General features: G+C 61.5%; 23 protein-coding genes. 13 read left to right on the forward strand and 10 right to left on the reverse strand.

What is annotated here, in order from left to right:
• The first annotated feature begins 271 nt into the window (after positions 1-271).
• Positions 272-571, forward strand: coding sequence for a hypothetical protein (locus FGD77_RS11665; protein WP_255009784.1), 300 nt, complete (start codon positions 272-274; stop codon positions 569-571).
• Between the two features lie 77 nt (positions 572-648).
• On the opposite strand, the gene FGD77_RS11670 is transcribed toward FGD77_RS11665, so the two are convergent.
• On the reverse strand, positions 649-1,680 hold the full coding sequence (locus FGD77_RS11670) for a permease (RefSeq protein WP_255009786.1): 1,032 nt from the start codon (positions 1,678-1,680) through the stop codon (positions 649-651).
• Between the two features lie 95 nt (positions 1,681-1,775).
• Here FGD77_RS11670 and FGD77_RS11675 point away from each other — a divergent pair, with 95 nt between their 5' ends.
• On the forward strand, positions 1,776-2,618 hold the full coding sequence (locus tag FGD77_RS11675; protein ID WP_255009789.1) for a LysR family transcriptional regulator: 843 nt from the start codon (positions 1,776-1,778) through the stop codon (positions 2,616-2,618).
• A gap of 754 nt (positions 2,619-3,372) precedes the next feature.
• Positions 3,373-4,677 carry an MATE family efflux transporter gene (locus FGD77_RS11680; RefSeq protein ID WP_255009792.1) on the forward strand — a complete coding sequence of 435 codons (1,305 nt, stop codon included), beginning with the start codon at positions 3,373-3,375 and terminating at the stop codon, positions 4,675-4,677.
• A 1-nt stretch (position 4,678) separates the two neighbouring features.
• Here the strand turns inward: FGD77_RS11680 and FGD77_RS11685 are convergent, their stop codons facing one another.
• Positions 4,679-5,083: a hypothetical protein gene (locus FGD77_RS11685; protein ID WP_255009794.1), complete on the reverse strand. Its 405-nt coding sequence runs from the start codon at positions 5,081-5,083 to the stop codon at positions 4,679-4,681.
• Between the two features lie 10 nt (positions 5,084-5,093).
• A complete protein-coding gene (locus FGD77_RS11690; RefSeq protein ID WP_255009796.1) occupies positions 5,094-6,296 on the reverse strand; it encodes a pyridoxal phosphate-dependent aminotransferase in 1,203 nt (400 codons plus the stop codon).
• Positions 6,297-6,383: 87 nt separating this feature from the next.
• Between FGD77_RS11690 and FGD77_RS11695 the strand changes: the two genes are divergently transcribed.
• The 3 genes from FGD77_RS11695 (at position 6,384) to FGD77_RS11705 (ending at position 7,669) form a co-directional block, all read left to right on the forward strand.
• Entirely contained in the window at positions 6,384-6,794 is a 411-nt protein-coding gene (locus tag FGD77_RS11695; RefSeq protein ID WP_255009798.1) for a helix-turn-helix transcriptional regulator, read from the forward strand.
• Positions 6,775-7,038 carry a succinate dehydrogenase assembly factor 2 gene (locus FGD77_RS11700; RefSeq protein WP_255009801.1) on the forward strand — a complete coding sequence of 88 codons (264 nt, stop codon included), beginning with the start codon at positions 6,775-6,777 and terminating at the stop codon, positions 7,036-7,038. The genes FGD77_RS11695 and FGD77_RS11700 overlap by 20 nt, the downstream gene beginning before the upstream one ends.
• Before the next feature lie 136 nt (positions 7,039-7,174).
• The gene (locus FGD77_RS11705) at positions 7,175-7,669 is read left to right on the forward strand and encodes a MarR family winged helix-turn-helix transcriptional regulator (RefSeq protein WP_255014180.1); all 495 of its coding nucleotides are present in this window, start codon (positions 7,175-7,177) and stop codon (positions 7,667-7,669) included.
• A gap of 127 nt (positions 7,670-7,796) precedes the next feature.
• Here the strand turns inward: FGD77_RS11705 and FGD77_RS11710 are convergent, their stop codons facing one another.
• Together FGD77_RS11710 and FGD77_RS11715 are read right to left on the reverse strand one after the other, a co-directional pair.
• Positions 7,797-8,501 (reverse strand): DUF1194 domain-containing protein, encoded by a 705-nt coding sequence (locus FGD77_RS11710; protein WP_255009803.1) that lies wholly within the window; start codon positions 8,499-8,501, stop codon positions 7,797-7,799.
• Complete coding sequence (locus FGD77_RS11715; RefSeq protein WP_255009805.1) at positions 8,495-8,923, reverse strand: VOC family protein; 429 nt, start codon at positions 8,921-8,923, stop codon at positions 8,495-8,497. Before FGD77_RS11715 ends, FGD77_RS11710 begins: the two co-directional genes overlap by 7 nt.
• 299 nt (positions 8,924-9,222) lie before the next feature.
• On the opposite strand from FGD77_RS11715, the gene FGD77_RS11720 reads away from it, so the two are divergent.
• Positions 9,223-10,056, forward strand: a complete 834-nt coding sequence (locus FGD77_RS11720; protein WP_255014181.1) for a thymidylate synthase — start codon at positions 9,223-9,225, stop codon at positions 10,054-10,056.
• 3 nt (positions 10,057-10,059) lie between these two features.
• Entirely contained in the window at positions 10,060-10,539 is a 480-nt protein-coding gene (locus FGD77_RS11725) for a dihydrofolate reductase (RefSeq protein WP_255009807.1), read from the forward strand.
• A gap of 662 nt (positions 10,540-11,201) precedes the next feature.
• On the opposite strand, the gene FGD77_RS11730 is transcribed toward FGD77_RS11725, so the two are convergent.
• The 5 genes from FGD77_RS11730 to FGD77_RS11750 are packed head-to-tail and all read right to left on the reverse strand — an operon-like array spanning position 11,202 to position 15,643.
• Positions 11,202-11,690 carry a DUF6505 family protein gene (locus FGD77_RS11730; protein WP_255009809.1) on the reverse strand — a complete coding sequence of 163 codons (489 nt, stop codon included), beginning with the start codon at positions 11,688-11,690 and terminating at the stop codon, positions 11,202-11,204.
• Positions 11,687-12,391, reverse strand: a complete 705-nt coding sequence (locus tag FGD77_RS11735; protein WP_255009811.1) for a biotin/lipoate--protein ligase family protein — start codon at positions 12,389-12,391, stop codon at positions 11,687-11,689. The genes FGD77_RS11730 and FGD77_RS11735 overlap by 4 nt, the downstream gene beginning before the upstream one ends.
• Positions 12,388-13,455: an Mrp/NBP35 family ATP-binding protein gene (locus FGD77_RS11740; RefSeq protein ID WP_255009814.1), complete on the reverse strand. Its 1,068-nt coding sequence runs from the start codon at positions 13,453-13,455 to the stop codon at positions 12,388-12,390. Before FGD77_RS11740 ends, FGD77_RS11735 begins: the two co-directional genes overlap by 4 nt.
• Before the next feature lie 7 nt (positions 13,456-13,462).
• Positions 13,463-13,651 (reverse strand): DUF6494 family protein, encoded by a 189-nt coding sequence (locus FGD77_RS11745; RefSeq protein ID WP_255009816.1) that lies wholly within the window; start codon positions 13,649-13,651, stop codon positions 13,463-13,465.
• Between the two features lie 36 nt (positions 13,652-13,687).
• Positions 13,688-15,643 (reverse strand): 4Fe-4S binding protein, encoded by a 1,956-nt coding sequence (locus tag FGD77_RS11750; RefSeq protein WP_255009818.1) that lies wholly within the window; start codon positions 15,641-15,643, stop codon positions 13,688-13,690.
• Between the two features lie 222 nt (positions 15,644-15,865).
• Between FGD77_RS11750 and FGD77_RS11755 the strand changes: the two genes are divergently transcribed.
• The 5 genes from FGD77_RS11755 to FGD77_RS11775 all read left to right on the forward strand — a co-directional run bounded on the left by FGD77_RS11755 (position 15,866) and on the right by FGD77_RS11775 (position 20,980).
• Entirely contained in the window at positions 15,866-16,435 is a 570-nt protein-coding gene (locus tag FGD77_RS11755) for a DUF3305 domain-containing protein (protein ID WP_255009820.1), read from the forward strand.
• Positions 16,432-17,031, forward strand: coding sequence for a DUF3306 domain-containing protein (locus FGD77_RS11760; protein ID WP_255009822.1), 600 nt, complete (start codon positions 16,432-16,434; stop codon positions 17,029-17,031). Before FGD77_RS11755 ends, FGD77_RS11760 begins: the two co-directional genes overlap by 4 nt.
• Positions 17,028-17,636, forward strand: coding sequence for a molecular chaperone (locus FGD77_RS11765; protein ID WP_255009825.1), 609 nt, complete (start codon positions 17,028-17,030; stop codon positions 17,634-17,636). Before FGD77_RS11760 ends, FGD77_RS11765 begins: the two co-directional genes overlap by 4 nt.
• 64 nt (positions 17,637-17,700) lie before the next feature.
• A complete protein-coding gene (locus FGD77_RS11770) occupies positions 17,701-17,889 on the forward strand; it encodes a twin-arginine translocation pathway signal protein (protein WP_255009828.1) in 189 nt (62 codons plus the stop codon).
• Positions 17,890-17,977: 88 nt separating this feature from the next.
• Positions 17,978-20,980 carry a formate dehydrogenase subunit alpha gene (locus FGD77_RS11775; RefSeq protein WP_255009830.1) on the forward strand — a complete coding sequence of 1,001 codons (3,003 nt, stop codon included), beginning with the start codon at positions 17,978-17,980 and terminating at the stop codon, positions 20,978-20,980.
• Positions 20,981-20,991: the final 11 nt, after the last annotated feature.

Genomic DNA, 20,991 nt, shown 5'->3' on the forward strand with positions numbered 1-20,991 from the left:
CTGACATTGAAGAAAGGCGCAGCGCATGGATGCAATCCGCCCCTCGGTATTGTTATGCTAATATGGACTTACCCATCATGGAGGCAAATTCTGGTGAGCTATTTCAGTGATAGCCGTCTTCGCATACCTGGCGGTATCTTGAGAGACGAAACCATAAACCTGTAATGCGTAAAAGCATCAGGCTAGGTTCGACGCTGCCGCGCTGATGGGTGTGCCCTGAGGGATGCCACGACGATTCCCCTTTGCCAGTTCCGGGTTCGGGTGAAACTTGATGCCGTTGGCTTTCAATTCCTCGACGCTGGCGATCCGGTCTCAGATCTTCTCCTTCAAGGCCCATGGCCCGGTCACCATACTGGCGTTCGACGTTAGCAGTTTCTTTGACAATCTTGACCACACCCTTTTGAAGAGGCGCCTGAAGGCCGTTCTTGGCGTCGCGTCGCTCCCTAAGGACTGGATGCGGGTGTTTCGGTTGATTACCGCCTTTCACTATGTCGATATGGACGAACTGAAGGCAAACTCGACGTTTGCCGCGCGGTTGGCGAACGCAAGCACTTCGGCCGAGAAATCGTAGTTTCCACGTCCGAGGGCACGGTAGGCCAAAACGCTAAGGCCGTAGATCGACCGCAACGAAAGGCCGCTTCTCATGACTTAGTAGGTTGCTCCGAACGCCCATCCTGAGACCATTGATCCAACCGCAGCCAATGCGAGGTAGAGCAGGAACGGTTTCAGTTTCAGCACTGGGAAGATTGCCATTGCGCCCCAGATGCTGACAACCCCACCTGATACGAGAAAGGCCATGGCCGCACCGGATGACATTCCGTGTTCCAAAAGCGCCCGCGTCAAGGGAAGCGCGGCGTATCCATCGATATAAGCCGGGCCACCGACGATGACCGCAAGCGGCACTGCGAGGGCGCTATCGCGACCGACATAGGCGGCCACAGCACCAGGTTCCAGCCAGGCGTTCAGGAGGAATTCCGCCGCGAAGGCAGGCGTCAGAACCAGCAGGATCAAGCGTGTGATCGACCAGCATTCACGCATGAACCGTGCCCGTCGGGACGGTTCTCGCCAAACCCGTGCATCGAAATTCCGCGTTTTCTCGTCGCATGTGCCGCATTGGCCGCCAAGCGAACCTACAATCCGATTAGATCGTAGCGGTGACTTGGCCCACGGGCGGCTTGCAAACAAAGCTGTCATGGCCCCGCCGAACAGCCCCAACCCGATGGCTGCCAATGCTTTGCCAATTGCGAATTCCCATCCGAGTGTCGCGACAGTAGCCGAAAGCATTGCTGGTCCCGTAATCGGTGAGGCAAGCCAAAATGACATGACCGGTGCCAACGGAACCCCAGCGGCCAGCAACCCGGCCATCAGCGGCAGGACAGTAATGCCGCAGACCGGAAGCAATGCGCCAACGATGGTGGCCCCCAGCACGGTCTGTATCGTCCGGCCATGAAACACGGTCGCGATTCGGTCGCTTGCGCCGCTGGCTGTGATCCAGCCGGCGAGCAGAATCCCGGGAATGACGAGCGGGGTAACATGGGTCATACCGAGAACCACGAATTGCGCCGTATCGAGTGCAAATCCGGGCTTCCAGATAATCAGTGCGGCGAGGGTGGCCGCCAACAGAACATAGATATGCTTTGCTCTGGGGCGGGCTATCTGAATGAATTCTGAAACTGACATGGCGATCTCCTATCCTTTGCAGAGAGAGAATGGAGGCTTGCAGGCCATTTGAGAAACGAGTATTTTGACATTCAGCCATCGAAAAAACAGATGATATGACCCACCTCAACAGCGATCATCTCCGCACGTTTCTTGCGATACAGGAGGCTGGAAGCGTGACCGGTGGCGCTGAGCGGATTGGACGGTCACAGTCCGCAACAAGCCTTCAGATCAGGCTACTTGAGGAGGTCATCGGACAACCTCTGTTCCGCAGACATGGCCGCGGTGTGTCTCTGACGGTGGTTGGCGAGAAACTGCACCCGGTTGCCCGAAATGTAATTCAGTCTCTCGACACGACGCTCTCGGAGCTTCGCGGCGGAGGCCTGAAGGGCAAGCTGCGGATCGGGATGCCGGACGATCACAGCCGGTCTGAACTTGCGAATATTGTTTCAACCTTCGCGGCTCTGCATCCCGAGGTCGAGATGGAAGTTCACTGTGCCCTCGGAGCCGGGTTCGGGGCCGCCCTGAAATCTGGTGCGCTCGATCTCGCTGTTCACGAGGTGCCGGACCCGGATGATAGCGATGAAATTCTCCGCGAGGATCATCTGATCTGGATGTGCAGTCGCAAGCACGATGCTTCGGCTTCCGAAGTCCTTCCGGTCGCCGTATTCGACCGCGATTGCTGGTGGCGCGATCTTGCCCTGTCCGGCCTGGAGGAAGTCGGGCGGCGGTATCACGTCATCTTCACAAGCGAGAGCGCAGTGGGCGTCCGGGCCGCTGTTCAGGCCGGAATCGCTGCGGGCTTGCTTAGTGCTTCTGAAGATGTGGAGGGATTAAGGCCCTTACCTGAAATATCGACCCGCTACCCGACATATCTTGTCTTGCAAAAGGCGCGGGGCGCCAAAGGCCCTATTTGTGAAGCGATGTGCGAGGCGATCCGAAAAGCGTTCGCCATTTGAGTGTGAGTTATCTGATTGCGGACATCCACCAATGGCAAGTTTGGCACCCGCAATGCTGCTATTGATCGGCTTAGGCTGTCCTGCGGAGGCAGCAGCGCAGTTGTAAGGGTGGTCGGTTTTGCGCTAACGCCGAGTATCGTGCCCGCCTTGTGACCTGATCGACAACCATCAAAGGGTTGCCGACAGGAGAGGAGAGGATGGTCTCGACAGGGATGCCCGCTTGGGCGCTGCTCTATCTCTTTTCGGTTCCCATGATCCGGAATCCGGCACGACCGCTACCCACATCGATCAGACGTGACGGTACACCGGCCAATTCCGCCAGCCGCCGTGCAGGGCGTGACTTGCCATTGCCCGGTGGCCCCTCAAGAATTCAGGAGCCATTGACAAGCCTTCGGAAATACGGGCTTTTCCTTCGTGTTATGAGAATTTTGAAAACAGATACAACCATACTCCAATTCCGGACGGAATTATTGACCGAGGGAAATAGATAGCATTGATTTTACTTACTAAATCAACCACCTCGGTAGGAAGTTCCGCGGGATCTACAGCGGTTTGGGTCCAGCGTTTGATGGATCTCCGCTGTGCCATGCCCAGTGCAAATGATGCGGGGCGTTTGATCAGGTGCGGCCGCAAGAGGCGCAGCGTATCAGAGGCCGTTTAGACCGCTATGCATAATCGCCCAAACCCAAATTCCCCAAGCAGTGCCAGCCCGGCGTCGTATCGACGCCATGCGCGCTCGATACTGGTGTTGGGGATGCCGCTGATCGGCAGCCATCTGGCGCAGATGGCAATTCAGCTGACCGATTCCATCATGCTGGGCTGGTTCAGCGTCGAGGCGCTGGCGGCGCAGGTACTGGCGGGTACGTTCTTCTTTGTATTCTTCATCATGGGGTCAGGATTTGCCTTTGCGGTCATGCCGATGGTTGCCACGGCCGTTGCCGCAGGAGACGAGACGCAGGTGCGGCGCATCACGCGCATGGGCTGCTGGGCCTCGATGATCTTTGCCGCGCTGGTGTTGCCATTCATGCTTCGGTCCGAGGCGCTGTTTCTGGTGCTGGATCAGAAACCGCAGACGGCGGCGCTGGCGGCTGATTATCTGGGGATTGCGGGCTGGGTGATCGTACCGGCCCTGCTGGTGATGGTGCTGAAATCCTATCTCGCCGCGCTTGAGCGCACGCAGGTCGTGCTATGGCTGACGGTCGCCGGTGTGGTGCTGAATGCCGGCGTGAATTACGTGCTGATCTTCGGCAATTTCGGCTTTCCCGAGATGGGGGTGCGCGGCGCCGCCATTGCGTCGCTCAGCGTGACCAGCGCGACCTTGGCCGCATTGTGCGTCTACGTCGCCCTCGCCACGCCCGAGCACGCGATGTTTCAGCGCATCTGGCGCCCCGACTGGGAGGCGCTGCGCGACGTTGTGCGGCTGGGTTGGCCGATTGGCGTGACGAACCTGTTGGAAACGGGGCTGTTCGCCGCCTCGTCGGTGATGATGGGCTGGCTGGGCACGGTGGCGCTGGCTGCGCATGGGATAGCACTGCAACTGACCTCGCTGGCCTTCATGGTGCATGTGGGGTTGTCAAACGCGGCCACAGTGCGCGCCGGGCAATTCTACGGGCGGCGCGACCGCGTGGCGCTGCGCAGGGTCGCGTTGGTGGCGGGGGGCCTGTCGGGCATCCTGGCGCTGATCGCGGCAGCGGCTTTCGTGCTGGTGCCCGAGCTGTTGATGGGGGGCTTTCTCAGCCCGACCGAGCCGGACCGCGCCGCCGTCATGGCGGTCGGAGCCGGGCTGTTGGCGGCGGCGGCAGTATTTCAGCTGGCCGATGCGGGGCAGGTCATGGCGCTGGGTCTCTTGCGGGGGGTGCGTGATACGCGCGTGCCAATGATTATCGCCGGGATCAGCTATTGGGTCATCGGAATACCCGCAAGCTATATTCTGGGGTTTCCACTGGGGCTGGGCGGGGTTGGCATCTGGATCGGTCTGGCCATCGGACTGACGGTGGCATCAACCCTGCTGGCCGTGCGGTTCTGGCGCTGGACGGGCCGTTGGAAAGTGGACGGCTGAATCAGTCCCTTTCCAGCATCCTGTCTGCCTTCTTGCGCACCAGCACGGTGCGCAGATCGTGCATCGCCAGTAGCAGCGCATCTGTCACCGCCTCCAGCTGCGCATCGCTGGCCTTGGACTGGGCCCAATGTGCGGTAGAGTTCAGATAGTCGACTGCGCGGTGAATGTCGTCGATGTCGCGGTGATCCAGCAGTTCCATCCGCTCGGCCATCCAGTCGCGGATGATTGCGATGTCTTCATCTGACAGGTCGCGCTCGCCATGGGGCTTGATCTCGCCCTTGCGGATGTTGACGACCGCGATTTGATCCATGTCGATCCGGCGCTGCTTGTTTTCAGTGTCCACACGGAAAACGAACGCGCCGTTTTCGCGCACCCTGAAGTAATACTCGGGTAGTTCTGCGGCCATGTCAGATCCTTTAACTCAAGCTCTTGCAGAAGGTCTGGATCCGCGTGCAGGCCTCTTTCAGCGCCTCGTCCGAGGTAGCGTAGCTGACGCGAAAATTTGGCGACAGGCCGAATGCGGCGCCAAAGACGACGGCGACGCCGGTGTCCTCCAGCAGCGCTGTGGCGAATACCTCGTCATCGGTGACCTTGGTGCCGCCGGGCGTTGTCTTGCCGATGCAGCCCGAGACCGAGGGATAGACGTAGAACGCGCCCTCGGGCACCGGGCATTCGATGCCGTCCGCGTCGTTCAACATCGACACGACCAGATCGCGGCGGCGCTGGAAGATCTCGTTATGTTTGGCGATGAAATCCTGGGTTCCGTTCAGCGCCTCGACTGCAGCCCATTGGCTGATGCTGCACGGGTTCGATGTGCTCTGGCTCTGGATTTTGCGCATGGCGGCGATGATCTGCTCGGGGCCGGCGGCATAGCCGATACGCCAGCCGGTCATCGCGTAGGCCTTGGAGACGCCATTGCAGGTCAGGGTGCGGTCATACAGCTTGGGCTCGACCTCGGCGGGGGTGCAGAATTTGAAGTCGCCGAATACCAGATGTTCATACATGTCATCGGTCATGATCAGGACATGTGGGTGACGCAACAAAACGTCTGTCAGCGCCTTTAGTTCGTCCCAAGTATAGCCCGCGCCGGTCGGGTTCGACGGCGAGTTGAAGATGAACCATTTGGTTTTCGGCGTGATCGCGGCCTCCAGCTGATCGGCCGTGATCTTGTAACCCGTGTCTATGTCGGCCTCGGCGAACACGGGTTCGCCTCCGGCCAGCAGCACCATGTCGGGGTAGCTGACCCAATAGGGTGCCGGGATCACCACCTCGTCGCCGGGGTTCAGTGTGGCCATGAACGCGTTATACAGGATCTGCTTGCCGCCCGTACCCACGCTGACCTGCGCAGGGGTGTAGTCCAGGCTGTTGTCGCGCTTGAACTTGGCGCAGATCGCCTGTTTCAGCTCGGGGATGCCGTCGGGGGCGGTATAGCGGGTCTTGCCCTCATCGATGGCGCGCTTGCCGGCCTCGCGGATATTTTCGGGCGTGTCGAAATCAGGCTCTCCGGCGCCGAGGCCAATGACGTCGCGCCCGGCCTCCTTCAGCTCGCGCGCCTTGGTGCTGACGGCGATGGTGGGCGATGGTTTGACGCGCGACAAAGTCTTGGACAGCGTTGTCATGGCAGGCTCCGGTTTGAAATCTGGACTAGGGTGTTCTAGGTTGCGAGCCGACGTGGTTCAAGCACGATCAAAGAGAGGACAGCTATTATGAGCGCGGACACATCAGCAGAATGGTTCGACCCCGACACCACCACGTTCGGAGATCGCCTGGCCGGCGCCCGCGAACTGGCCGGAATGACACAAGAGGAATTGGCCAAGCGCCTGGGTGTCAAGGAAAAGACGATGGACGACTGGGAAAATGACGTGCGCGATCCGCGCGCGATGCGCCTGTCGATGCTGGCGGGGCTTCTCAACGTGTCACTGCTGTGGTTGCTGACGGGCGAGGGTGACGGACCGGGCGATCCGGGCGTCGCGACCAGCTATGTGCGGGGCGGCATCCAACTAATGGAGGAGATCCGCGAGATTTCGGTGCAGATGAAACTGAACGCCGAGCGGCTTGTACGGGTCGAGCAGGAACTGAACGAACTTTTGAGGGCTGATGATGCCGGAGCCGCGTGACACCCGCCTGCGCCGCCTGACCATGCGGTCGATGCGGCGCGGGATTCGCGAGATGGACATCCTGATGTCGCGCTACGCGGCGGCGCGGCTGGAGGGGCTGAGCGATCCCGATCTGGATCTTTATGATACGCTGCTGGAGGAGAACGATCACGATCTCTACCAGTGGGTCAGCGGGCAGGTCACCGCGCCGGACCGCTATCGCGCCATGATTGATGATATCGCCAGCGTGCCGGCCGATATTTGATTCTGAATGGCGGATCGGATGCAGGTTCGTTCGGATTTTAGCGATAAATACAATTTGTGGGCGCAGTTTAACCGAATATTCGGCAATTTGGGTCAATTTCACTTCGAACAGGTTTTGTACGGAGATGGAAATGAGCATGCACAATCCGCTGGCGCCCCCCGCTGGCAATCAGGGCTTCATGGCCGGGTATCTTGACGCGTTGGCGCTGGTCGAACGGCTTCACCGGCTGCTACTGGACGTGATCAAGGATGAATTCGAACGTGTTGGTGTTCTGGACATCAACGCCGTTCAGGCGCTGCTGCTCTTCAACATCGGCGATAACGAGGTGACGGCCGGCGAGCTTAAATCGCGCGGCTATTATCAGGGCAGCAATGTCAGCTATAATCTCAAGAAGCTGGTCGAGATGGAATATATGCATCACCAGCGATGCGAGATCGACCGCCGTTCGGTGCGGGTGCGCCTGACGCCGCGGGGCCGCGAGATTCGCGATGTGGTGACGGACCTGTTCGGGCGCCATGCCGAGGGCCTTCAGGCGCACGGGGTGCTGGGGGCCGACGGGATCGACCAGATCGCCAACTCGCTGCGCCGGGTCGAGCGATATTGGAGCGATCAGATCCGCTATATCTATTGATGCTGTTCCCCCGGCTATCGTTGCCCTCGCCACCCGGTTCAGCCGACGCCGCCGCCCCGATCATGGTACCGTGCGCCGCTGCCGAAGTGCGGTGCGCCGGGGCGGCAAATGCAGACAGTCCGGCAGCCTAGCCATGTGGCGACCGGGTTTGCACCTCCCGCGCGCCCAGCATCAGATTGTTGATTTCGCGGAACAGCTTGCGGGTCATGGCCGCGTGAAACCCGTCAAAGCCTTCGGCCCGCTCGATAAACGCGCCGGGGCCGTGCAGAACCTCTTGGCGGTAGTACCCTTCGACGGCGGGATCGTCGCCAAGGATGACGAGGCCGTTCACCACGACCCCATCCATGGGGAAATGACGATAGGCATGTTCGGGGCCATAGCCAAAATTGTTCACGCCATCGCCGGACACATCGATCACCTTGCGGATGCACGCGGGCCCGGTGGCCAATAGGGATGCGCCATGCCCCAGCGCCTGGCCGATCGACGTCGGAAAACCTTCATAACTGCGCTCGATTCGCCCCAGCGTCACGACGGCGCGGTCGATATCTGCGTCAGTTTCCAGAGCAGTCCAATTCAACTGCATCTTTTGCTGAAATCGCCCGCTCCACTCGAATACGGCCAGGGCGACATGGCCGCCTGCGCCGCGCAGGATGGCAGCGCGGACATCCTGCGCGTCCAGCGCTGCGGCCAACCCCAGACGCTGCAAGGCATATTCGTCGGAATCAATCGAAGCCGAGACGTCCAGCGCCAGAACCAGCGCCAGACGGCACTGCGCCTGTGACCAGACGGGCGCCCCCCAAAGCAGCACCAGAAGGGCGATGAGCCTTACCAATGCCCGGTGTTTTCCATGCTGGCCCACGGCTCGGCGGGGTCCAGCGCCTCGCCGGATTGAAGCAGCTCGACTGAAATATTGTCCGGGCTACGCACAAACGCCATATGCCCGTCACGCGGAGGGCGGTTGATTGTGACGCCGTTCGCCTCAAGATGCGCGCACATCTCGTAGATATTGTCGACGCTATAGGCCAGATGTCCGAAATGGCGGCTGTCGTCGGGCAGTTTGTCATCGCCATCCCAGTTATACGTCAACTCGACGGGGCACTCTTCCTGCCCCTCAGGGGCCATGAAAATCAGCGAGAATCGCCCCGCGTCGTTCTCCATGCGCCGGGTTTCGCGCAGGCCGAGCAGCGCAAAGAAAGCCATGGATTTCTCCAGATCCTTCACCCGAACCATGGTGTGCAGATAGCGTACCGGCATTGCCGTCTCCTTGTATTGTCACGCGCCCTACATCCTAGAAGGATCTGCGCCTGCGTCCACCATGACCGCGCGGCGGCGTCGTTATTTTTGGCGGTCCCGGGGTAGATAGTATTGCAATCGGCTCATACCTGTTTTCTTTGCGCAAAAGACAGTTCCATGCCGTGAACCCCGGCAAATCTTCGAAATAGACGCACAGCGCGCCCCGCCGCGATGAATTTGCGCGCGAGCATGCGATTGCATATTGATCCAAACCTCGACACGATGACATCTAAGCAGTGGAACGAAAGACGAGGGCGACGTTGCAGCAGTATCACGATGCATTAAGCACCATCCTTGAATGCGGCGAAGTGTCGACGGACCGCACGGGGACGGGCACGCTCTCTTACTTCGGCCTGCAGTCGCGGTATCGCCTCGCTGACGGGTTTCCTCTGGTCACGACCAAGAAACTGCACTTGCGCTCGATCATTCACGAACTTTTATGGTTCCTGTCCGGCGACACTAACATTGGCTATCTGAACGATAACGGTGTTTCGATCTGGGACGAATGGGCCGACGAAAAGGGCGATCTGGGCCCCGTTTACGGCCACCAATGGCGCGCTTTTTCCGCGCTTGAACCGACGGGGCAGGTGGCAGACGGTGCCCCCCTTTTTACCCGTCGGGGCGTCGATCAGATCGCGCAGCTTATCGATATGATCAAGGCGACCCCCGATAGCCGCCGTCTGATTGTTTCGGCGTGGAATCCTGCGGACGTGCCGCGCATGGCGCTTCCGCCGTGCCATACGATGTGGCAGGTGCGCGTCCTGAACGGTCGGTTGCACCTCCAGCTTTACCAACGCTCGGCTGACATGTTTCTGGGCGTTCCGTTCAATATCGCGTCCTATGCGTTGCTTCTGGTGATGCTGGCCCATGTGACGGGCTACGAGCCGGGTGATTTCGTTCACACGCTCGGGGATGCTCACATCTATTCCAACCATCAAGAGCAAGTGAAACTGCAGCTTTCGCGTACGCCGAAAGCCCTGCCAACAATTCGGATCAAACGTGATGTGCCCTCCATTTTCGACTTTCGCTATGAGGATTTTGAGATCGTCGGCTACGATCCCGATCCTGCAATCCGCGCGCCAGTGGCGGTCTGAACGATGATTACGCTGGTTGTCGCCCGCGCCCAAGACGGAGCCATCGGACGCGATGGCACGATTCCATGGACGATCCCGGAAGATCTGAAATCATTCCAGCGCGAGACGCTTGGCGGTGCGCTGATCATGGGGCGCAATACGTGGGACAGCCTGCCGGTCAAGCCGCTGTCGAGGCGCCTTAACATCGTGGTGTCTTCACGGCCTGATGCGGCTGAGGCTGTGGCGCCCTCGGTGGCCGCCGCCATCGCGTTTGCTGGCGATCAGGGCTATGATCGCATCTATGGTATCGGCGGTGCCCGGATCTACAAAGAGATGCTCCCGCTTGCGGATCGATTGCTGATTTCCGAAGTGGACATTCATGTCCCGGATGCAGACACATTTTTCCCTCATGTGGATCTGGATACTTGGCACGTGATCAATGAAAGGTCGCTGCGGTCAACTGGGCCAAAATGCTACTTGCGCGAGTATCTGAAGCGTACCTAGGGTTTTGACGAAAAGCTGGCCAGGTTCAGGGTCGTGGTGCGTCGTGGAATTTCAGGGTCAGACAGGTTTTGTCAGCGCCAGGTATCTGGTGCAGACCGAAGGAGAGGGCAACACCAGATGGCGACGCGCGTTCGCGCCGATGGCAACGGGACCGATACGCCCAAGGCACTGGACGGTCGCCTATGACGACTTCCCCCCACGAATTTCTATATTGAGGTCGCCGTGATCCTGTTAGACGGTTGCCCCGGTGTCTGGCGCCGTGCCGGGCAGGGGGCTGGAACGGGCGTCGAACAGTGTGGCGGTTGCTTTTCGGCCAAAGACGTCGGGGGCCCACTAATAACTGGTCGCGGGGCGCTGGTTTAACGCCGCATTGTTGGAGGGGCCGTGGACCTTTGCCACCACTGACCTGCCGGACGACTTCCAGAAGGTTCCCGCGGACGCACCTTACTACACGGTCCGCGCCAGTGTGCCGGAAAGATCCGAGGCGAACGAGGCCCGCCTGCGCGCCGCGATTCCGGAACTGGCCCGCGCAACCTGTCCGAAATCGTCGCCCCCCCTAAGTGACCTATGATGGTGATCCGGTGTTTGAGCCGGTCGAGGCAACAGCAGGCAAGCCCTACCGCATTCGAACGAAAGGTGGCAAATCCGCCATGGCGATGCCGTTATTGGTGCGGATCGTCCAGCGATCCATGGATCGCGAACTGCTCCAGCCCTGCCGCTTGCGCTTGGATAACGCGGTAGGTCTCTCTCACGCCCGCCTCGGTCAGTTCACGTGCGACGGTCAGCAGGGTATTGGCATCATGTTCGTCGCACAGGTCCGCCATCTGCGACAGCTCTTCCAGCGCTACGTTGCGCGCCAGGTCCAGCGTGGGCGCGCCGTAAATGTCGACGAAATGCTGCGCCAGAATCTGCGCCAGCGTGTCACGCTCGGCCGGTTCAATCTGTGTCACGGCGACAAAGCTGACGCGGCCAAATGTTTCGCAGCCCATCCATCCATTGGCGAACGCCTGACGGGCCTTGCCGGTCAGATCGGCCTGGGACCAGTTGGAGAACTCGAATCCGCCCGAAATGCACCATTCGCCGGTTCTGGCGGGAGCGTGGAAAACGCGGGTGTCGCTTTCGTCGAAATGGATCGCGCGGGCAAGTTTCATGCAGGCTCCGTCAGTAGAGAGGTCAGGGGGGTCAGGCGCACGCCGTCATCGGTTTTCAAAAGCAGGCCAAGATTTTCATCAACGCCGATGAACGTCCCGTGATGTCCGGCAACCGTCATGTCGGTCTCCAGTCCCCGGGCCACGGTCAGCCAATTGCGGTGCAGGCGGGCCGGTCCGTCATCCATCCAGGCGTTGATCTCGGCCAGCGTGTGCCGCACCCATGCCTCCAGCAGGGTTGGTGGCTCTACTTCGCCGCAGCCCTCTGCGTACAGGGCTGTCGCATCGGGCGTCAGGCCGGTGTCCTGCGAGGGTGGCCACAGGTCCAGCGACAGGCCGACAACCAGCCAGGCGGGGACGGCACCCGGGTCATCGTCAGAGGCGGCGATTTTCAACGCGCCGCAGCGCCCGCCATTCAGGTGGATTTCACCGCTCCAGCCCAGATGCACGCCCACCTCCGGCGGCGCAAGCGCGCCAAGTGCGTTCTGAAACCCGACCCCGCAGAGCGGCAGCATGCAAACCGCATCGCGCAGCGGGACTTCGGGCGCAAAGACCATCGCCGCACGCAACTGGTCATCGCCCAGATCATAGCAGACCAAACCTGCATCGCACACGCCCCTTGCGTTTGAGCAGGCCAGCGCGAACGGATCCGCGCCAGCCGCATCAAGCCCCGAGAACAGCGGAGGAAAGACCGGAGGCGTCATGCGTGGCCAAGCGCGATCAATTGCTGCGCCAAGGTGCGAAACCCTGCCGCCTGCGCACTGTCAGGTTTGGAAACCACGATCGGCGCACCGCCATCCGCAGCCAGTCGAATATCCAGATGCAGCGGTATTTCCGCCAGCAGCGGCACGTCCAGCTTGGCCGCTTCGGCGGCGACACCGCCATGCCCGAACATGTGCTCCTCGTGCCCGCATTGCGAGCAGATATGGGTGGACATGTTCTCGATCATGCCGATGATCGGAGTGCCAAGCTGGTTGAACATGTCGATCCCCTTGCGCGCATCCAGCAGCGCCACGTCCTGCGGGGTCGAAACGATGATCGCGCCGTTCAGGTGTGTCTTTTGCGCCAGCGTCATCTGCACATCGCCGGTGCCGGGCGGCAGATCGACGATCAGCACATCCAGCGCACCCCATTGCACCTGCGTCAGCATCTGCTGCAACGCACCCATCAACATGGGCCCGCGCCAGACGACGGCTTGATCGTCGTTGGTCATCAACCCGATGGACATCATCGTCACGCCAAAATTGCGCATCGGCAGGATCGTCTTGCCATCGGGCGACGATGGTCGCCCCGACACGCCCAGCATGCGCGGTTGCGACGGGCCGTAGACGTCGGCATCCAGCAACCCGACGCGCCGCCCCTCGGCCGCCAGCGCGCAGGCGAGATTTGCGGAAACCGTGGATTTGCCCACGCCCCCCTTGCCCGACGCGATGGCGATGATCCGGTCCACCCCCGGCACCTTTTGCGGCCCTGCCGGTTCTGCGGGGCGGTTCGGCTTCAGATCGGGCGGGGCGGCGGGGGCGCTGTGGGCGGTCATGACCACGGATAGCTTTTCAACGCCGGGCAGGGCGTTCAGCTTGGCCTCGACCTCGTCCTTGACCTTGCCATAGGCCGCCGCATGGCTGCCGCTGACCTCCAGCACGAATCGCACAGTGCCGTTGTCGACGGTCAGCGCCTTGACCAGACCGGCATCCACCAGCGACGTGCCACTGACCGGATCGGTCAGCGTTTTCAGCGCGGCCAGCACATCCTCGCGGGCGAGCGTCATGCCCGGATCAACCCTTGATCGTGCCGGTCACCACATGTTCCAGATCCACGCCGTCGATCGTCAGAACCATGCGCGCCTCGAACTGCTTGCCTTCGGTGCTTTCGGCCTTGCGGAATGCCTCCTCGATCGACTGTTGCGAGGTCACGCCGACCTGCTTGAGGAACTTGCGCATCGACATGTTGAAATCTTCGCTCATCTTCGTCTCCTTTTCGGGGTTTGTAAGTAGTACCTGCTAGTGATCCTTGCGCTTGGACAGGTAGTCCTCTGTCGTGCGCACGCGCGGGCGCTCCTTGCCCGCGAAAGGATTGTTCTGCGACTGGAACTGCGCCTGAACGCGGCAATCGTCACACATCTGGATCATCCGCGCGGCGGCGGGGCTGGCGAACATCGCGTGATTCCCGGCCAGTTTCTCCATGATCCGTTCGACCGTGGATTTGACGCCGAACAGGCTGCCGCATTCGACGCAGGCGAATGGTTCCTCCTCATGCAGCACCAGCTGGCTGAGGGCCGCATCCGTCAGGTTGATCTGTGGCTGCAAGGTGATCGCGTTCTCGGGGCAGACATTGGCGCAGAGGCCACATTGCAGGCAGGCATCCTCCTGAAAGCGCAGTTGAGGCATGTCGGGATTGTCCGTCAGCGCGCCGGATGGGCAAAGCGAGGCGCAAGACAGGCACAGCGTGCAGGCATCGGTATCGACGATCACGGCGCCATAGGGCGCATATGCGGGCAGGGGGGTGGTCTGCGCGTCGGGCGATAGGGCCTTGGCGGCGAGGCGCGCGATCTGACGGCGCGAGCCTTGCGGCAGGATCGGGGTTTTGACGGGGTTGCCCATGCCGTCGCGGGCAAACAGGTGGTCTGACAGCGCGTCGGGGTCAGTGATATCCAGCAGCGCCACGGCATCGCCCGCGCCCATGGCCGCAGCCAATTCGGCCTGAGCCTGCAATACGTCCCGGTCACTTTTTGGGGCCAGCAGAATATCCACATGGGCAAAGCCGCTGGCCAGCGCCGCCAGCATTTCGGCATGGCCGAACATCGCCAGCGCGTCGATCTCCAGCGGGATCACGTGGGCGGGCAGGCCGTTGCCGTACCGCGCGGCAAGGCGGATCATCTCGGCGCCGTGGGCGTCATGCACCAGCAGCGCGCCGGGCAGGCCACCCGCTTTGCGATAGGTCGAGGCCAGCGCGGCGATGCGGCGGAACACATGATCGACGGGGGGCGCATCATAGCTGATCGCGCCCGAAGGGCAGACCGCCGAACACGCGCCACACCCGGCGCAGATCAGGGGGTCGATGCTGACATGCTCGCCCGCGGGCAGGATCGCGCCGGTCGGGCAGACATTCAGGCAGTTCGAGCAGGCGGGCTGTTCGGCGCGGGAATGGGCGCATAGCGACGGCTCCAGCCGGATATGCAGCGGCTTTTCAAACGTGCCGACCATTTGGCTGGCAGCAAGGATGGCATCCGCCACGGCAGGCAGGCTGCCGGGATCGGCACGCAGGTATCCGTCGCGCTTGTCCGGGGCGGGGAACAGCGGCGTACCGCCCCGCAGGTCAAGGATCACATCACATTCAGATTGTGCACCGTCGCGCGGGTCTGTCAGCGTCGGTGCGCCGCGCCCGCCGGGCAGGACCTGCTGAAAGGCGTCAATCGAGATCTGGAATTGGCCCAGCGTACCGGAGGCATCGCGCAGCCGCCCGGCGCAGCAATCAAAATGGTCGGTCACTGGAACGTCCGCCGCGTTCGCCACCAACACCGTCACGGCGAGAATATCGGCCAGCTTGTCGGCGGCGGCAAACGCAACCTCCGGCGCGCCGACAATCAGGCAGACCCCGCCCGAGACGACGTCAATCGTCTTGGGTGCTGGCCGCGGCAACGCGGCGTCGGCCACCAAGGCAGCCATTTTCGCGCTGGTGTCGCCGGTGTCCGCCGTCCAGCCAGCGCGGTCGCGTATGTCGACGAAGTCCGGCACAGGCAGGCCCATGTCTTCGGCCAGATCGCTGAAACGGGCGGCTTCCTGCCCACAGGCGATCATCACATCGCCGCCCTCCATCGCCTTGGCGGTGATGTCGATCTGGGACTGGCACAGGGCGGTGTGTAGCCGCGAACACTCACGCCCCGTCGCTGCGCTTAGCGCGGCAGCATCGATGGTCTGGGTGCCGAGACAATCACAAATCAGCAGGATTTTCTTCATTTCGCCTCCTTGCGCGCCGCAGCGTAGGCTTTAACGGCAGCGGATGAAAGCCGATCCTGCGACTTTTGACCGGAGTTTTCCGTGCGGCTGTTGTGGCACGGGCCGACCTGTCATTGAAAAAGGAAGTCCAGTGGTGGTGAGTGCAGACTCCCCTTTAAATCTTCCTCTAAATCAGTACACTAGAAATATCTTAGTGCAGTGTTTTAGCCAGCGGGTGCCAGCTTGACCTTCGTTTTCCCCAACTCCCAGTCCATCCCCCTTGGGGTTGTGGTCCGCAAATCGCCGGGCGTGACGCGCTGGGCGAAATGGGCGTGGCGGGCGGTTGGCGTGCTGCCCGGCGCGGGCGCGGCGGACTGGACGGTTCTGCGCAGCGAGGAGGGCGTGACTGATTTTCACGCCGCGACCGTACCGCTGAGGCTGTATGTGTCCGATACCGAGGCATACGTGCATGAACTTCAGACCCGGCAGCCGTCCGTCTACATCGTGCTCAGCCCACACGCGGCATCGCACGATATACCTTGGAAGGTGACACTGGCGACTGCCTCGCCTTATGAGGCGCAGGATTACTGCGACGCGGCCGAAGTGCTGGTCGAAAAGGTGGCGATGCCGGAGGGAATGCAGGCCTGGGTCGCGGATTTCCTGACCCGTCATCACGAGGAAGAGGCGTTTGTGAAACGCAAGCGCCGGAACTGGCGCGCGGATGATCACGAGGACGGTATCGGCGATGCGCGCATCGTGCAGGACAGCGACGTCTACAGATCGCCGCGCCGCCGCATGGACGCGTTGAAATGACCCGAAATGCCACATTCTGGGACCGCCGCCGCGCCGCCGTCGAGGCCGAGGCAGATGCGACTGCCGCCGCCCGGCAGGCCGCAGTTGATGTGCGCCAGCAGCAGGCCCTCGCTGAGAAAAGCGATGATGAGATCTTGGCGGAGTTGGATCTGCCCGACCCCGAAACGTTGACCAAAGGGGATGATTTCGCCGCGTTCATGGCCAAGGCGGTCCCCGAGCACATACGCAAACGCGCGCTGCGCAAGCTGTGGCGCAGCAATCCGGTACTGGCCTGCGTCGACGGGCTGAACGATTACGACGATGACTATCTGGCCGGCAGCTATGGCAATGCACCGATTCAGACCAGCTATCAGGTCGGCAAGGGGCTGCTGGCGCATGTGCTGGAGGTCGCGCAGCCGCAAGAATCGAGCGACGATGATCTGACGCCACTCGACAAAGAAGAGAAGTCGGCACAGTATGATACCGACAGAGACCCGGTCGTCGCAGACGAGATGCAAGCGCCGGATCCGGCAGCGGACATGGAACCGGCGCCGCAAGACGCAGACCACGGCAAACCGCGCCGGATGGTTTTTCACTTTGACGGGGACAGCGCATGACATTGGCACACGCCCAACCGCAGATCGACGAAGAGGATCGCCTGCGCGCCGATCTTTACAATTATCTCGGGGTCATGCTGGCGGGTCCGCCGGACGAACTGCTGCTGGCGCAGACCGCAGCGCTGAGCGGCGACGCCTCACCCTTGGGGCAGGCGATCGAAGGTCTGGCGCGCGTTGCGATAGTAACCAGGCCCAAATCCGCCCTCACGGAATACAACGCCTTGTTCATCGGCATTGGGCGCGGCGAACTGCTGCCCTATGCCAGCTACTACATGACCGGATTCCTGAACGAAAAGCCGCTGGCCAATTTGCGCGCCGACATGGCGACCCTCGCAATGACACGGGCGGAAAACACGTTCGAGCCGGAGGACAACATTGCCTCGCTGATGGAAATGATGGGCGGCATGATCGTCGGGCGCTTTGGCGCTGCGGCATCGCTGGCGCGCCAGAAAGAGTTCTACAGCAAACATATCCGCCCGTGGGCCCCGCATTTCTTTGCGGATCTGCAGGGGGCCAAGGCATCGGTGCTGTATGCCTCAGTCGGGGCCGTCGGGGCCGAGTTTTTGACTGTCGAACAAGAAGCATTTCGCATGATGGCAGGCTGAGGCCCGCCCATTGAGCGGCGGCAGGGGTCGCCGAAGTAAGACAACAGGGAAAGGACGCACTCAAATGGCTGACACGAAACAGGGCACGACCCGCCGGAATTTCCTGAAGATCGCCGGAACCGCAGTTCCGGGTGTCGTGGCGGTTGCCGCCGGCAGCGCGGCGCAATCGGCACCGGCCGAAGTCGATCCGTCATCGCAAGTGATGCAGGACACGGAACATACACGCGCCTATCTGGAAAGCACCCGCTTCTAGGCCAGCGCCGCCCGCCTGAAAACATGAAGGGCAGAGGCATTTGACAGGTACCAAGACTGCGGGCAACGCAGATGTAGGGAGAAAGACCATGCTCAGGAAAAAGACAAATGGCAGCGCACGCCGGTCGGCACGAACGCCCGCTGCAAGCGCCGCCGCAACGGGCGTTGACCGCCGTACATTCCTGCGCGGTTCGGGCCTTGCCATCGGCGGCCTGGCCGCTGTTGCCGCAACCGGCGGCACGGTGTCGCGCGCCACGGCGCAAACCGCAGCGGCGCGGGCGATCGAGACCAAGAAATCCGTCTGCACCCACTGCTCGGTCGGATGCACCGTGATCGCCGAAGTCGATAACGGCGTCTGGACGGGGCAGGAGCCCGGTTTTGACAGCCCGTTCAACCTTGGCTCGCATTGCGCCAAGGGGGCCTCGGTACGCGAACATGCCCATGGCGAGCGGCGCCTGAAATACCCGATGAAAAAGGAAAACGGCGAATGGGTCCGCCTTAGCTGGGAACAGGCGATCAACGAGATCGGCGACGGCATGATGAAGATCCGCGACGAAAGCGGACCGGATTCCGTCTATTGGCTGGGCTCTGCCAAGCACAGCAATGAACAGGCCTATCTGTTCCGCAAGTTCGCCGCCTATTGGGGCACCAACAACGTCGACCATCAGGCGCGCATCTGCCACTCGACCACCGTGGCCGGTGTGGCAAATACATGGGGCTACGGCGCCATGACCAACAGCTATAACGACATCCACAATTCCAAGGCGATGTTCCTGATCGGCTCCAACCCTGCCGAGGCGCACCCGGTTTCCCTGCTGCATATTCTGAAGGCGAAAGAGCAGAACAACGCCCCGCTGATCGTCTGCGATCCGCGCTTCACGCGCACCGCGGCGCATGCGGATGAATATGTGCGCTTTCGCCCCGGCAGCGACGTGGCGCTGGTGTGGGGCATCCTGTGGCACATTTTCGAGAACAAGTGGGAGGACAAGGAGTTCATCCGCACCCGTGTCTGGGGCATGGACCAGATCCGCGACGAGGTGAAAAACTGGACCCCCGAAGAGGTCGAGCGCGTGACCGGCACCCCCGGCGCGCAGCTGGAGCGTGTCGCGCGCACGCTGGTCAACAACCGCCCCGGCACCGTGATCTGGTGCATGGGCGGCACCCAGCACAGCAACGGCAACAACAACACCCGCGCCTATTGCATCCTGCAACTGGCCCTTGGGAACATGGGGCATGCGGGCGGTGGCACCAACATTTTCCGCGGGCATGATAACGTGCAGGGCGCCACGGACCTTGGGGTTCTGGCCGATACATTGCCGGGCTATTACGGCCTTACGGAGGGTTCCTGGGCGCATTGGGCGCGTGTGTGGGAGGAAGACCTCGACTGGCTCAAGGGGCGGTTTTCCGATGCAAGCGTCGACGACACCCCGATGATGAACCTGACCGGCATCCCGGTCAGCCGCTGGATCGACGGGGTGCTGGAGGACAAGGCCAACCTTGACCAGCCCGACAACACCCGCGCGATGGTTCTCTGGGGTCACGCGCCGAATTCGCAAACCCGCATGAAGGAAATGAAGACCGCGATGGAGCGGCTGGATATGCTGGTCGTGGTGGACCCCTATCCGACCGTGTCCGCCGTGATGCAGGATCGCACCGATGGCGTCTATCTGCTGCCGGCCTGCACGCAGTTCGAGACGCGCGGCTCTGCCACCGCCTCCAACCGGTCGCTGCAATGGCGCGAGAAGATCTTTGATCCGCTGTTTGAATCGCTGCCCGATCATACGATCATGGCAAAGTTCTCGGAAAAATTCGGCTTTCACGACCGCATGTTCCGCAACATCGCGATTGACGAGGGCGGCGAGCCGAATGTCGAGGACATCACCCGCGAATTCAACCGCGGCATGTGGACCATCGGCTATACCGGCCAAAGCCCTGAGCGCATGAAGATGCATATGGCCAATCAGCACACCTTTGACCGCACGACGCTGCGCGCCAATGGCGGTCCGGCCGATGGCGATGTCTACGGGATGCCGTGGCCCTGCTGGGGCACCGCCGAGATGAATCACCCCGGCACGCCCATTCTGTATGATCTGTCGACCCCCGTGGCCGAAGGCGGCCTGACCTTCCGCGCCCGTTTCGGTGTGGAGCGTGACGGCGACAACCTGCTGGCCGAAGGCGTCTACTCCAAAGGGTCCGAGATCAAGGACGGCTACCCGGAATTCACCGTGCAAATGCTGCGTGATCTGGGTTGGGATGGCGATCTGACCGAAGACGAAAAGGCCAGCATCAACCGCGTGGCGGGCTATCCTGATGGTGCACCGCTGACGACCGAGCCCGCCGATGATGGCGGCTCGAATGAAAACGAAGAAGTGGGCGAGACCTCGCAGCAGGGCGAAATACCGTCGGATTTCGAGGAGAAGACGGGCGGCGTAAACTGGAAAACCGACCTGTCGGGCGGTATCCAGCGAGTTGCCATCGCGCATGGCTGCGCGCCTTTCGGCAACGCCAAGGCCCGCGCCGTGGTCTGGACCTTCCCCGACCCGGTGCCGCTGCACCGCGAGCCGCTCTATTCCAACCGCCGCGACCTTGTGACCGACTACCCGACCTACGAGGACAAGAAATTCTGGCGCGTGCCCACGATGTACTCTTCGATCCAGAACAACGATTTTTCGCAGGATTACCCGATCATCCTGACCTCGGGCCGTCTGGTCGAATACGAGGGCGGCGGCGAGGAAACCCGGTCCAACCCGTGGCTGGCGGAATTGCAGCAGGACATGTTCGTCGAAATCAACACCCGCGATGCCAACAATCTGGGCATTCGTGACGGCGCACAGGTCTGGGTCGAAGGGCCCGAGGGCGGCAAGGTCAAGGTGATGGCCATGGTGACCGAGCGGGTGGGCACCGGCGTGGCCTTCATGCCGTTCCACTTTGGCGGGCATTTCGAGGGCAAGGACCTGCGCGACAAATACCCCGAAGGGGCCGACCCCTACGTGTTGGGGGAATCGTGTAACCTGGCACAGACCTATGGCTATGACAGCGTAACCCAGATGCAGGAGACCAAGGCGACTCTCTGCAAGATCTGGACAGCATAAGAGGAGATTGA

It is taken from the genome of Roseovarius sp. M141 (assembly GCF_024355225.1).
Classification (GTDB): domain Bacteria; phylum Pseudomonadota; class Alphaproteobacteria; order Rhodobacterales; family Rhodobacteraceae; genus Roseovarius.